Source organism: Clavibacter sp., assembly GCF_014802555.1.
Taxonomy (GTDB): Bacteria; Actinomycetota; Actinomycetes; order Actinomycetales; family Microbacteriaceae; genus Clavibacter; species Clavibacter sepedonicus.
On record NZ_JAAVCB010000102.1, the window covers coordinates 1 to 12,069 of the forward strand.

At 70.8% G+C, this 12,069-nt stretch carries 12 protein-coding genes and 1 pseudogene; 4 read left to right on the forward strand and 9 right to left on the reverse strand.

The features are described 5' to 3' along the window. Positions 1 to 112 precede the first annotated feature (112 nt). Together HDR73_RS11195 and HDR73_RS11200 are read right to left on the reverse strand one after the other, a co-directional pair. Positions 113 to 1,177: a Gfo/Idh/MocA family protein gene (locus tag HDR73_RS11195; RefSeq protein ID WP_256890511.1), complete on the reverse strand. Its 1,065-nt coding sequence runs from the start codon at positions 1,175 to 1,177 to the stop codon at positions 113 to 115. Beyond that, positions 1,174 to 1,905: a ThuA domain-containing protein gene (locus HDR73_RS11200; protein WP_012299882.1), complete on the reverse strand. Its 732-nt coding sequence runs from the start codon at positions 1,903 to 1,905 to the stop codon at positions 1,174 to 1,176. The genes HDR73_RS11195 and HDR73_RS11200 overlap by 4 nt, the downstream gene beginning before the upstream one ends. A 174-nt stretch (positions 1,906 to 2,079) precedes the next feature. Here HDR73_RS11200 and HDR73_RS11205 point away from each other — a divergent pair, with 174 nt between their 5' ends. Beyond that, positions 2,080 to 2,961 carry a sugar phosphate isomerase/epimerase family protein gene (locus HDR73_RS11205; RefSeq protein ID WP_049791946.1) on the forward strand — a complete coding sequence of 294 codons (882 nt, stop codon included), beginning with the start codon at positions 2,080 to 2,082 and terminating at the stop codon, positions 2,959 to 2,961. Between the two features lie 12 nt (positions 2,962 to 2,973). On the opposite strand, the pseudogene HDR73_RS11210 reads toward HDR73_RS11205, so the two are convergent. Beyond that, positions 2,974 to 4,880, reverse strand: a pseudogene (locus tag HDR73_RS11210) (ABC transporter ATP-binding protein). Positions 4,881 to 5,237: 357 nt separating this feature from the next. Here HDR73_RS11210 and HDR73_RS11215 point away from each other — a divergent pair. Continuing rightward, positions 5,238 to 6,062, forward strand: coding sequence for a ferritin-like domain-containing protein (locus tag HDR73_RS11215; RefSeq protein WP_106408654.1), 825 nt, complete (start codon positions 5,238 to 5,240; stop codon positions 6,060 to 6,062). A 78-nt stretch (positions 6,063 to 6,140) separates the two neighbouring features. Here the strand turns inward: HDR73_RS11215 and HDR73_RS11220 are convergent, their stop codons facing one another. Together HDR73_RS11220 and HDR73_RS11225 are read right to left on the reverse strand one after the other, a co-directional pair. Then, a complete protein-coding gene (locus HDR73_RS11220; RefSeq protein WP_133064103.1) occupies positions 6,141 to 7,652 on the reverse strand; it encodes a hypothetical protein in 1,512 nt (503 codons plus the stop codon). A gap of 208 nt (positions 7,653 to 7,860) precedes the next feature. Then, complete coding sequence (locus HDR73_RS11225) at positions 7,861 to 8,139, reverse strand: GlsB/YeaQ/YmgE family stress response membrane protein (protein ID WP_012299887.1); 279 nt, start codon at positions 8,137 to 8,139, stop codon at positions 7,861 to 7,863. Positions 8,140 to 8,256: 117 nt separating this feature from the next. Between HDR73_RS11225 and HDR73_RS11230 the strand changes: the two genes are divergently transcribed. After that, complete coding sequence (locus HDR73_RS11230; protein ID WP_041464700.1) at positions 8,257 to 8,925, forward strand: response regulator transcription factor; 669 nt, start codon at positions 8,257 to 8,259, stop codon at positions 8,923 to 8,925. Positions 8,926 to 8,969: 44 nt separating this feature from the next. Here the strand turns inward: HDR73_RS11230 and HDR73_RS11235 are convergent, their stop codons facing one another. The 3 genes from HDR73_RS11235 to HDR73_RS11245 are packed head-to-tail and all read right to left on the reverse strand — an operon-like array spanning position 8,970 to position 10,141. After that, on the reverse strand, positions 8,970 to 9,143 hold the full coding sequence (locus HDR73_RS11235; protein ID WP_012299889.1) for a type II toxin-antitoxin system ParD family antitoxin: 174 nt from the start codon (positions 9,141 to 9,143) through the stop codon (positions 8,970 to 8,972). A 6-nt stretch (positions 9,144 to 9,149) separates the two neighbouring features. Continuing rightward, a complete protein-coding gene (locus HDR73_RS11240) occupies positions 9,150 to 9,935 on the reverse strand; it encodes a Fic/DOC family protein (RefSeq protein ID WP_353734313.1) in 786 nt (261 codons plus the stop codon). Beyond that, the gene (locus HDR73_RS11245) at positions 9,932 to 10,141 is read right to left on the reverse strand and encodes an antitoxin VbhA family protein (protein WP_041464701.1); all 210 of its coding nucleotides are present in this window, start codon (positions 10,139 to 10,141) and stop codon (positions 9,932 to 9,934) included. The genes HDR73_RS11240 and HDR73_RS11245 overlap by 4 nt, the downstream gene beginning before the upstream one ends. Before the next feature lie 180 nt (positions 10,142 to 10,321). Here HDR73_RS11245 and HDR73_RS11250 point away from each other — a divergent pair, with 180 nt between their 5' ends. After that, positions 10,322 to 11,386, forward strand: a complete 1,065-nt coding sequence (locus HDR73_RS11250) for a S66 family peptidase (protein WP_041464702.1) — start codon at positions 10,322 to 10,324, stop codon at positions 11,384 to 11,386. A gap of 38 nt (positions 11,387 to 11,424) precedes the next feature. On the opposite strand, the gene HDR73_RS11255 is transcribed toward HDR73_RS11250, so the two are convergent. Beyond that, positions 11,425 to 12,027 (reverse strand): hypothetical protein, encoded by a 603-nt coding sequence (locus tag HDR73_RS11255; protein ID WP_012299892.1) that lies wholly within the window; start codon positions 12,025 to 12,027, stop codon positions 11,425 to 11,427. Positions 12,028 to 12,069: the final 42 nt, after the last annotated feature.

Sequence of the window (12,069 nt, forward strand, 5' to 3'; positions counted from 1 at the left end):
ATTACCGTGGGACATCGAGGCCTCCTGGCGATGGTTGAACTGAACAGCTCCATCAAGCCAGGAGGCCTCTTCACACGCCCCGAAGTGTCACCAACGTCATGGCCGAGTACAGCTAGGCGAGCGGGTCGCGTACGTCCTCGAAGAGCCCCGATTCCGCCGAGCGGCCCGCCGCCTCCATCAGCGCGAGGCTGCCGAGGTTGTCACGGCCGCTGGTCTCGGGCGGCGGGCCGCCGAGGATCGAGAGGGCGAAGGCGCGCAGGCCCGCGCCGCGGCTCGTGAAGGTCAGCTCGCCGTCCTCGCCGGAGATGCGCCACTCGCCCGCCCACGGTGTGACGGGTCCGCGGTGCAGCCAGCTGCCGCGGTAGTCGACGATCAGGCCGCCCTCCAGCTCGATGACCATGGAGGCGACCGCGGGATCCCGGTAGTGGCTGAACGACGGGCGGCTGGTGCGGGCGAACACGCGCACGGCCTCGCGGCCGGTGACCATGCGGATCAGGTCGAAGTGGTGGATCGCCATGTCGTTGATGATCGGCTGCGGGAACCGGTAGTGCGGGTAGTCGTCGGGCTCGTCGTTGTCCCACTGGCGGAAGTCGATCTCGATGGTCGCGACCTCGCCGAGCGCGTCGGCCGCGAGCAGCTCGCGCACGCGGCGCGGCGCTGGGTACCAGCGGTAGTTCTGGCTGACCTGCACGATGAGGCCGAGCTCCTCGCCGCGGCGCACCACGGCGGCGGCCTCCGCGGTCGAGTTCGCGAACGGCTTCTCGACGATCACGTGCTTGCCCGCCTCGAGCGCCTCCAGCGCGAGCGGCGCGTGCGTGACGGCCGGCGCCGTGACGATGACGGCATCCGCCTCCACCGCGGCGAGCGCGTCGGCGAGCGAGGCGAAGGCGGCCTCGGCGGGGAGCCCGATGAGCGCGCGCACCTTCTCGCGGGTGGGCTCGCTCGGATCCACGATCGCGGCCACCTCGATCTCGGCGACCGCGGGCACGGCATTCCGTGCCCAGTCGCCGCCCCAGCCGCCGAGGCCGACGTGGATCACTCGGACGCAGGGGCCGGAGGAGGCGGATGCGGCGGGCGCAGCGGCGGGAGCGGGCGCGGCGGGCGTCGCCGGGGTGGCCGGGGTCACGGGTGCGGCGGTCGTGGCGGGCGTGGCGGGCGTCAGCTTCGCGGCGCTCATCGGGCGAGGAACCAGTCGCGCGGGTGCTCGTCGGCAGTCAGCTCGGCGCGGCCGTCCGTCGGCGCGACCCAGCGGGCGGCGTTCGCGAGCACGCGGCGGATGTCGGGGTGGTGGTAGACGGGGTACTCCTGGTCGCCGGGCGAGAAGTAGAAGACGCGGCCGCGGCCGCGGTGGTAGGCGACACCGGAGCGGAAGACCTCGCCGCCCGCGAAGGTGGAGAGGAACACCTCCTCGTCGGGGCGCGGGATGTCGAACTGCTCGCCGTGCATCTCCTGCCGGTCGATGACGATCGGGTGCGGGATCCCGGCCGCGATCGGGTGCTGCGGCGCGATGGTCCACACCAGCTCGCGCTCGCCGTCGTTGCGCCACTTGAGCGAGCAGGTCGTGCCCATCAGGCGCGTGAAGACCTTCGAGTAGTGGCCGGAGTGCAGGACGACGAGGCCCATGCCGGCGTGCACGTGGCGGATCACGCGCGCGACGACCTCGTCGGACACCTCGCCGTGCGCCACGTGGCCCCACCAGTAGAGGACGTCGGTGGCGGCGAGGCGCTCCTCGGTGAGGCCGTGCTGATCCTCCTGGAGGGTCGCCGTGCTCACGCGCGCGTCGTCGCCGAGCAGCTCGCGGAGGCCGTCGGCGACCACGGCGTGGATCCCGTCCGGGTAGTGCGACAGGACGGTCGCGTCACCCCGGCTCTCGTGCACGTTCTCGTTCCAGACGACGATGTCCATGGCGCTCCTCGTTCGGCGGTGATCGGGGTGGGCGGGCGACGTTCGAGCGGCAGGGCCCGGATCCGGCCGTGACGCGGCGCAAGCCCGCGCCTACGATCGTACGCATGGCCCGCGCCGATGCGGGCGGTACGGAGGCCGCATGACCGCCAACGACGACGACCGCGGAACGATCCGATGAGCGGGCCGACCGGGAGCGCCGGGCCGACCGGCACCACCCGCCCCACCGCGTCCACCCGCCCGACCGACAAGGCCGTGCACGCCTGGTCGCTCGATGGGACGCTCGGGCGGCCGCGGGTCCCCGGCCCCGACGGATCCGGCCCCACCACCCCGGGCGGACGCGCCGCCGGGGCGCTCGACCTCCTCGACCTGCCCGCCGAGCTGGCGCGGCGCGGCTACCGGGCCGTGCAGATCACCCACTTCCAGCTGCCCACGCGGGACGCCGGGTACCTCGCCGACCTGCGGGCGTCGCTCGCCGCGTCGGGGATCACGCTCGACGCGTTCCTCGTCGACGACGGCGACCTCACGCACCCGGCCGACGCCGACCTGCACGAGCGGTGGATCTCCGCGCAGCTCGACGACGCCGAGGCGCTGGGTGCGCACCACGCGCGCGTCGTCGCCGGTCGGAGCGCGCCCACGCCGGAGACGCTCGCGGCGAGCGCAAGGCGGCTGTCGCGACTGGCCGCCGCGCATCCGGGAGTCGCCGTCGTCACCGAGAACTGGCGCGAGATGATGCCCGACGCGGACGCGGTGCTCGCGCTCCTGGCCGACGCCGGCGACGTGCGCCTCCTCATCGACCTCGGCAACTGGACGCAGCCCCACAAGCACGAGCAGCTCGCCCGCATCGCCGGGCACGCGGTCACGTGCCACGCCAAGGCCCACCGGGATGAGGCCGGCCGCCTCGACGACGTCGACTACGCCCGCTCCCTCCGCGTGCTGCAGGACGCGGGCTATCAGGGCGCGCTCGCCATGGTGAACGAGTCGACCCGGCCCGACGGATCCGACGAGTGGGACGGCCTCGAGCAGGAGCACGAGGTGGTGCGGCGGGTGTTCGGCTGAGGCGTACCCGGCTCAGCGCCCGGGCGCGCCCGACGCGTCCGCATCCTCCTCCGCCGCGACGTCCTTCGGCACCGCGAACTGGGTGCGGTGCAGCTCCTCGTACCGGCCGCCCGCGGCCAGCAGCTCCTCGTGCGTGCCGCGCTCGACGATGGAGCCGTCCTCGACCACGAGGATCAGGTCGGCGCTGCGGATGGTGGAGAGGCGGTGCGCGATGACGAGGGCCGTCCGCCCCTCGAGCGCCTCGCTCAGCGCGGCCTGCACGGCGGCCTCCGACGTCGAGTCCAGCGCCGCCGTCGCCTCGTCGAGGATGACGACGCGCGGGCGGGCGAGCAGCAGCCGCGCGATGGTCATGCGCTGACGCTCGCCGCCGGAGAGCCGGTAGCCGCGCTCCCCCACCATGGTGTCGAGCTGGTCCGGCAGGGAGCGGATGAGCGGCTCGAGCCGTGCGCGCCGCACGGCGTCCCACACCTCGTCGTCGGTCGCATCCGGCCGGGCCAGGCGCAGGTTGGACAGGATCGTCTCGTGGAACAGGTGGCCGTCCTGCGTCACCATGCCGAGGGTGTGCCGCATGGAGGCGAAGGTGACGTCGCGCACGTCCGTCCCCGCGAGGCGCACGGCGCCCGAGTCGACGTCGTACAGGCGCGAGAGCAGCTGCGCGATCGTGGACTTGCCCGCACCTGACGTGCCGACGATGGCGACGGTCTGCCCCGGCTCGATCCGGAAGGACACGCCGTGCAGCACCTCCTCGCCGCCGCGGGTGTCGAGCGTGGAGACCTCCTCGAGGGAGGCGAGGGACACCTTGTCCGCGGACGGGTAGGCGAAGCGGACGTCGTCGAACTCGACCGCCACCGGGCCCTCCGGGACGAGGACGGCGTCGGGCTTCTGCTGGATGAGCGGCTCGAGGTCCAGCACCTCGAAGACGCGCTCGAAGCTGACCACCGCGCTCATGATCTCCACCCGCGCGTTCGCGAGGCTGGTCAGCGGCGCGTAGAGGCGCGTGAGGAGGAGCGCGAGGGTGACCACCTCGCCGGTGTCGAGCTGGCCGGCCAGCGCGAGGAAGCCGCCGAGCCCGTAGACGAGCGCGAGGGCGGAGACGAGCATCAGCGCGGTGACGAAGACGAACTGCAGCATCGCGGTGCGGACCCCGATGTCGCGGACGCGGGCGGCGCGGACGCGGAACTCCTCGGACTCCTCGTCGGGCCGGCCGAACAGCTTGACGAGGGTGGCGCCGGGCGCCGAGAATCGCTCGGTCATCTGCGTGCTCATGGCGGAGTTGTGGTCGGCGGCCTCGCGGCGGAGCGCGGCGAGGCGACCGCCCATGCGGCGCGCGGGCACGAGGAACAGTGGGAGCATGACCACCGCGAGCACCGTCACCAGCCGCGACGTGCTGAGCATGACGATGAGGGTGAGGATCAGCGCCACACGTTCGTGACCACCCCGGACAGCGTGCCGCTGAAGGCCTGCTGCGCGCCGATCACGTCGTTGTTGAGGCGGCTCACGAGGGCGCCCGTGCGCGTGCGGGTGAAGAACGCGATCGGCATCTTCTGCACGTGGTCGAACACGGCGGTGCGGAGGTCGAGGATCACGCCCTCGCCGATCCGCGCCGAGTACCAGCGCGTCACGAGCGAGACGCCGGCGTCGGCCACCGCCACGAGGGCGATGACGACGGCGAGCCGCACGATGGTGGCGACCTCGCCCCGGGCGACGATGACGTCGACCACCTGGCCGGCGAGCACCGGGGTCGCCACCGCGAGGAACGCGCCGACGACGGACAGCCCGATGAAGAGCAGCAGCTTCGCCCGGTACGGCACCGCGAACGTCATGATCCGCTTCACGGACTCCCGGGAGATGCCATTCCGGCCGTCCCGCGCGCTCGAGATCTTGTAGAGCGAGCTCCAGGCGACGCCTTCCATGCTCATGGTGGTTCCTTTCGTAGGCACGCGGCCTGATGCGAGCGGCGGACCGCCCGGGCTCGGGTCGCCCGGCGGCGGACCGGGTGTCCGCGTCGCTGCTCCGACCGGGCGTCGTCGTCGTGACCGGATCCGCGGACACGGCGTGGACGGATCGTCCTGCCGGTGGGCCCATGCCCATCATGAGCCACGGATGACGGCGATCACGCCCAGCCGATGAACCGTCACCCGATGGCCGTCGGGCGGAGGACGTAGCCGGCGTCCGCCTCGCGGACCACGTGTCCGCCGCAGGATGCGCCGCGGCGACCCCCGGAGTCCCTCCTCCGCCGGGCGAGGCCAGGGCACCGCCGTTCCTAGCGGGAGGGCATGACCTCGATCACGCAGACACCGACGCCCGCACGGCCCACCGCGGCGACCGCTCGCATGGCGACCGCCGCCGACTGGATCGCCCACTTCCACGCCAACGCCGACCGGCACCTCAGCCCCGAGCAGCTGATCCCGTCCGGCACGCCCTCGCCGCTCGACGCCCGCACCCGCCGCGCCTTCGTCCGCTCGTTCCAGCGGTTCGCGCTCGGCGAGAGCGGCGACGGGGTCCACCTCCTGCGGATGGCGACCGCCGCGGGCGATCCCGCGTACACGCACGCGCTCGCGCTCCTCGTGCAGGAGGAGCAGAAGCACGCGGCGCTGTTCGTGCGCGCGCTCGACCACCTGCACGCGCCCGCGCTGCCCGCGCACTGGACGGACGCGGCGTTCACCCGGCTGCGGCACCTCATCGGGCTGCGGACGGAGATCAGCCTGTTCCTCATCGCGGAGACGGTCGCGACGGGCTACTTCCACGCCCTCGCCGACCACGCCCCGGATCCCGCGCTCCGCGCCCTCGGGCAGCGCATCGCGGACGACGAGCTGGACCACGTCCGCTTCCAGATCGACCGCCTCCGCACCGGCTTCCGCGACACCCCCGCTCCCCTGCGCGCGGTCATCGGCGCCGCGTGGACGGTCGTCGCGGCGGGCGCGGCGACGGTGATCGTCGTCGACCACCGGGCGGCCCTCCGTGCCTGCGGCGTCGCGCCGCGGGCGTACTGGGGCCGGGCGATGCGCGGCTTCGGGGCGGCGGCGCGGTCGGTGCTGGTGGATCCGCGGGCGCCGCTGCTGGGGCCGGCGGGCGCCGCCGACGCGCCCGCACGCGCCTGACGCCGCGCACGCCGGAGGGGCGGGCCGCCTCCTCGGCGACCCGCCCCTCCTCTGTCCCTCAGCGCCGGGCGACGAGGATCATGCGATCCTCTTGCCCGCGCTCGTCTTCACGAGCGACGGGTAACCGGCCTTTGCGCCAGTCGTGGCGACGGTGATCGTCGCGCCCTTGTCGGCCGCGACGAGCGAGTACGTCGTCGCCGTCGCGCCGGGGATCGCGACGCCGTTGCGCTTCCACTGGTACGTCACCGTCACGGGCTGCGGAGTCCAGGCGCCGGCCTTCGCGGTGAGCGTCTGACCCACCTTGAGGACGCCGGAGACCGTCGGTGCGACGCCCGTGATGATCGGTTGCGGCACGCGGGCTGTCGCGGCCGAGGTCTTCGTCGCCGAGGTGAAGCCCGCCTTCGCACCCGTGACGGAGATGGTGATCTGCGTCCCGGCATCTGCGGGGACGACCGTGTAGGTCGGGTTGGTGGCTCCGGGAATGGCGTTTCCGTTGCGGTTCCACTGGTAGCTCAGGGCGACCGGCTTCGGCTCCCACGTGCTGGTGCGCACCGTGAGGATGTTGCCGACCTTCGCGGTGCCGATGATCGACGGCGCCGGCGTGGACGTGAGGAGCTGCGTCGCCGACGGGGCATGCCCGGTCGTGGCGGTCACCTCGCCCCATCTGGAGAAGTCTGCACCGCCGCCGAACTCCATCCAGAACGTGATCGTCGCGTCGTATCCGACATCGACGGTGACCGACCCCACTGCGGGCGCGGGAGTCCAGCCCGGGGTGCCCGTGATCGTGTACCCGATTCCGTCCTCCTCGGGCCATCCGTTCAACGCCTCACGGACATCCCACGCGAAGGTGATCCGCGAGCCGGACACCACGGCTGTGGGCGTCGACTCGTGGACGTACCCCCGAGCGCGATGCAAGACGCGCGGGGTCGGCGTGCCCGTGACAAAAGCACCGTCGACAGTGCCTGCCACACGGAAGCTGACCTGGTGGTCACCAGGAGAAGCCGGGGCCCACGCTTCACCCTCCCCCACGGCCGCGCCGCCCATGTCCTGCCAGGTGCCCGAACCGTTCAACTCGTACTGGTAGCGCGGCTCATCCACTTCGGCGGGAAGGGCGTCGAGCGACAGGTAGACGTGATATCCGGAGACCGTGTCGAGCATCCAGTCGTCGAACACGACCCTCGGCGCGGGGATCGACACGGAAGCGGGACCCGTCACCCGCGCCGTCGCAGCACTCGATCGCGACAGCGAGGTGTACCCGGACTTCGAGCCGGTGATCGTGACCGTGATCTGCTTGCCCACGTCGGCGGTACGCACTGCGTACGTGGAGGCAGTCGCACCTGAAACCGCCACACCATCGGACCACCACTTGAAGGCGAAGGCCGTCGGCGCGGGAGTCCAGGAACCGGTGGCGACCGTCAGGGTCGAGCCGACCGTCGCTGAGCCGGAGATGACCGGTGCCGAACTCGAGGAGAAGGCGATGGTGGCGGCCGCCTGCGCGGGCATCGCCGTTCCCGCAGCTGTCGTGGTGCCCAGTGCGATCGCGATGGCGAGAGCCATTCCGCGCCACGTCTTCGTCGTCGCGATCATCATCGCCTCGCATTCCTGCGAGTCGGTCTCGCGCCGGATGAATCCTCACAGCGGAATCGCACGGGCGCGCCCCCTATTTCGGGGAGTCTTGGAAAGATGACCCGGGCACAGGAACGGGGCGGCGGCCACATGGCCGCCCGCCCCTCCTCGTCTTCCGCTACCGGCTGTCGTCAGACGCGCGCCAGCGCATCGACGGGTCGCCCGGCCGTGTTCAGCGGCGAACGGACTTGCGGCCGCCGACCTTCACGTAGATGAGCAGCACGATGATCGCGCCGATGATGGATCCGATGATGCCGGCGGGCTGGAAGAAGCCGTCCATGGCGTCGCGCTGGAACAGCAGGAACGCGAGGAATCCGCCGACGAACGAGCCGACGATGCCGAGCACGATGGTCATGAGGATCGACATGCTCTGGCGTCCGGGCACGACCGCGCGGGCGATGAAGCCGGCGATGAGGCCGATGACGATGAGGCTGATGATTAGTCCGAGCATGGTGTCCTTCTCTCTGGTGAACGCGGGGTCGCGCTGCGGTGCCCGGTGGGGCGATGGATCCAATCAACCACCCTGCGGGGTGTGACGACACACCCCTGGGGGTGGGATGGTGGATCCATGCCCGCCGCCCGCACCCGCCCCGTCACGATCGCGCTCGTCGACGACTACGACGTGGTGCTGAAGGGCCTCGCCCACATGTTCGACGACTACCGCGACCGCGTGCTGGTGGCCGAGATCGATGCCAACGCCGCTCTCTCCGACGAGATCGACATCGTGCTGTACGACTCGTTCGCGCAGCCCGAATCCGACCACCACGAGATCGCGGAGCTGGTGCGCAACCCGCGGGCCCGCCGCGTGGTCGTCTACACCTGGAACTTCCAGCCCGAGCTGATCGCTGACGCCCGCCGCCAGGGCGTGCACGGCTACCTCTCCAAGGCGCTGCCCGCACGGGAACTCGTGGAGGCGCTCGAGCGGATCCACGCGGGCGAGGAGCTGTTCAACCAGGCGCCGCTGCGGGCCGCGAGCGCGCCGTCGCTCGATTGGCCGGGCAAGCGCGAGGGGATCACGGACCGCGAGTCGGAGATCCTCGCCCTCATCACGCAGGGCAAGAGCAACCAGGAGGTCGCGGCGCTCACGTACCTCTCCCCCAACACGGTGAAGAGCTACATCCGCTCGATCTACCGGAAGATCCAGGTGCAGAGCCGCACCCAGGCGGTCATCTGGGGTGTCGGCCACGGGTTCAGCCCCGACCACCACCGGATTGACCACTGGTTGGGTGGGCCGTAGGGGGCACCTAGAGGTCTTCGCGGCCGGTGGGAACCGCCATGGCGTCAGGCGCGCTTGTCCGCGATGAACGTGTCGAGGTCGAAGGGTGCTGCTTCGCCGCTCTCCTCACCGGCGACCAGCGCTAGTCGCAGCGCCTCGAGCCGCGGCTCCTGATCCTCCATGTCGCGGAGCCCGGTCCGGCCCACCTCACTCGCGGATCGATCCTGCCCGGATGCCACCTGCCGCTACCTCCCGTAGCCGCTGTCTCGGCCGCCCACACGACCACCGGCAACTGGGCCCGGTCGCGCGACGCCATGGACCGCACGCGACGGTGACGGCCCCTCAGGTCGGGTGGTCCCGGGCGATGTCGGGCGCGGGAGAGGGACGACCGCTCGCCCCAGCACCTCCTCCAGACGCGCGTTGCTGCCGGTGTCCTGGCTGTGGAATCGGGCCTCGACGAACTGCTCCCTCAGCGGCGATCCCACGGCGAACCGGGAGGACTCGATGCGGTACCCCGCCTGCTCCGCGAGCTGAGAGAAGAACACGAACTGGGTGCGGGTGTTGCCCTCGCGGAAGCTGTGGATCACGTTGAGCTCGCCCCAGCTCTCCGCGAGCTCGTGGACGAACTCCCGCTGATCGAGGCCCCGCAGGAGGTCCTTGTCGGCGAGCTGCCGGTACTGGGCCTCGGCTGCTTCGGTGAGGGTCGGACCGGCCGGGTAGTAGGAGTGCCCGTCCTTGCTCATGAAGGAGCCGACGGGAGCGACGCGCTCCTCGCCGGCCCAGTCGTAGACGTCCTGGAAGATGTGGCGGTGGATCGCCTTCATGTGCGGGTAGTCGAAGTGTCCGTCGATGGGTTGCCGATATAGCTCGGCGAGTCTCACACGCGCGATGTCTTCTTCGCTGACGCGCAGCTTGTCGGAGTCTGTCTCACCGTGGGGCTTGCCAGGGCCCGTGAGCTTGTTCCTGAGGACGGTCGTACCCGGTATGAAGTAGTCGTCCCAGGTTCGGAACGTCGGCCGACGGCGCATCATCCGATGACGTGGCGACGGATCGCGGCTACTGCCTCTTCGCTCGTGATCTCCTCCCGAGCGGCGCGCTCCGATATCTCGATCAGCACAGGATCCGTCACCTGGTGTCCGGCGAGCGCGAGGGCCGCGTCCGCGAAGGCGAGGCTCTCCGCGGCTCGTGCATCGCGTGCGGCGATGGCGGCAGCGGCGGAGGTCTGCGAGTGCGGCATGACGGGCCCCTTTCTGAGTTCTACAAACCTACCCGCGGGGTCTCCCCACGGGCCTGAGATCACCCCACCTTCGGAGCGCAGCGGGGTCGACGAGTTGGGGAGGAGCTTCTGACAGCGGAAGCGGACGCACGGCCCAGCACACCACCCGCCCTCCCCGCCTCCTCTGCGAGCATGACCCGCATGATCCCCTCCACTTCCTCCCGGTTCCGCAAGTCCGTGCCCAAGGCGGAGGCGGGAGACCGGGCGGCGGTGCTGAGCCCCGCGTTCGCCGCGCCCGGCATGGCGCCCGTGGTGCACGTGCAGGCGATGCGGCGGCTGCAGGAGGCGACCGGGCTGATCCCCGTCGAGTACCCGACCACGCGCCGGCTCGGGGCGAGCGCGGAGGATCGCGCCGCCGACATCACGGCCGCGTTCGCCGACGACTCCATCCGCGCGATCGTCTCGACCGTCGGCGGGGACGACCAGGTCACGGTGATCCCGCACGTGGACATCGAGGAGCTGGCCCGGAACCCCAAGCCCTTCCTCGGCTACAGCGACAACACGAACCTGCACAACCTGCTCGCCGGGCTCGGCATCCCCTCCTTCTATGGCGGATCCACGCAGGTGCACCTCGGCGCCGGCCCCGGCATCGACGACGTGCACCTGCGCTCGCTGCGGGCCGCGCTGATCGAGGGAGGCGAGCTCGAGATCACGGAGCCCGGGGAGTCGGAGGACCACGGGATCGACTGGACGGATCCTCGCGCGCTCACCGAGCACGGCGAGCGGACCGCGACCGAGCCGTGGAAGTGGGCCGGCCCCGCGGCGACGGTGGAGGGGCCGACCTGGGGCGGCTGCATCGAGGTGATCGACCAGATCGCGATGGCCGGGCGCATGCCGGACCTCGACCGGCTGGAGGGCGGGATCCTGCTGCTCGAGACGAGCGAGGAGGTGCCGTCGGCGGCCAGCGTGAAGCGCTGGGTGCGGGGGCTCGGCGAGCGCGGGATCCTCGACGTCGTCGCGGGCGTGCTCGTCGCCCGTCCGGTGACCATCGTCATGGGCGCGCCCGTGCCGTCGCCCGAGGAGCGCGCGCGGCTGCGGGCCGAGCAGCGCGACACCGTCATCGAGCAGATCGCCCGCTACAACCCGCGCGCGGTGGTGTGCGTGGGCGTCCCGTTCGGGCACACGCGGCCGCAGTGGATCCTGCCCCACGGCGGCACGGTGCGGCTCGACGGGGCGGCGAAGACGGTGCACGCGGACTACAGCTGACGCGCTGACCAGCCTCGCGTACCAACTCCACCCTTAACTTACTTTGAGCTTGTCTCATCGTCATACGATTCATAGGCACGCGCCACGGCAGGGATATCCTCGACGTCGGGAACTTGCTCGAAAGCTGCTAACACTGAGGTTCGAAAGTCTACGTCGACGAAATCATCTTCATACAAGAAGGAAATAAACTCCTCTCGACAATGCCTTTTGATGGCGCCGATTATAGGGGCGAGGGCGCCTGGTAGCTCAGTATTGGCCGCCCGTAGGGCTTCATCCCACATGGGAGGGAAGTCCTCGAGCAATAGTGCGCCCCCAAGTAGTAGGGGCAGGACGGGCCTACCAGCCAACCTCTCCGCCTCCGTCAAGCGCCAGAGGGCGAACGGCGACAAGAGGTCTAGTGCAAGGACTTGCTCGACATCACTTGCGCCAGGATTCTCTCCAGACAGGGCATCAAATTGACGGTTAGCCTGGGCGACTTGCCGCTCCTGGACTGGAGAGTCGAAACGCTCTATGAGGTATGAAAAAGCCACATCGTAAAGCAGCCAATACTCAGCGTCGGGGTCATCTGCAGCTGCAGCCTGCCTGTATAACGCCACCGCTTCGGCATATTTTCCCTGACGGAGCAGAGCGTCCCCGATCAATGCATCCAGATATGGAGCGCCGGCCTCCTGAGCTTTTCTGTA

Bases quoted from the DNA above. Each gene is read 5' to 3' on its own strand.
- HDR73_RS11220 (WP_133064103.1), bottom strand. From the start codon at position 7,652: ATGATGATCGCGACGACGAAGACGTGGCGCGGAATGGCTCTCGCCATC.
- HDR73_RS11230 (WP_041464700.1), top strand. From the start codon at position 8,257: ATGCCCGCCGCCCGCACCCGCCCCGTCACGATCGCGCTCGTCGACGAC.
- HDR73_RS11245 (WP_041464701.1), bottom strand. From the start codon at position 10,141: ATGCCGCACTCGCAGACCTCCGCCGCTGCCGCCATCGCCGCACGCGAT.
- HDR73_RS11215 (WP_106408654.1), top strand. From the start codon at position 5,238: ATGACCTCGATCACGCAGACACCGACGCCCGCACGGCCCACCGCGGCG.
- HDR73_RS11200 (WP_012299882.1), bottom strand. From the start codon at position 1,905: ATGGACATCGTCGTCTGGAACGAGAACGTGCACGAGAGCCGGGGTGAC.
- HDR73_RS11225 (WP_012299887.1), bottom strand. From the start codon at position 8,139: ATGCTCGGACTAATCATCAGCCTCATCGTCATCGGCCTCATCGCCGGC.
- HDR73_RS11195 (WP_256890511.1), bottom strand. From the start codon at position 1,177: ATGAGCGCCGCGAAGCTGACGCCCGCCACGCCCGCCACGACCGCCGCA.
- HDR73_RS11250 (WP_041464702.1), top strand. From the start codon at position 10,322: ATGATCCCCTCCACTTCCTCCCGGTTCCGCAAGTCCGTGCCCAAGGCG.
- HDR73_RS11240 (WP_353734313.1), bottom strand. From the start codon at position 9,935: ATGATGCGCCGTCGGCCGACGTTCCGAACCTGGGACGACTACTTCATA.
- HDR73_RS11205 (WP_049791946.1), top strand. From the start codon at position 2,080: ATGAGCGGGCCGACCGGGAGCGCCGGGCCGACCGGCACCACCCGCCCC.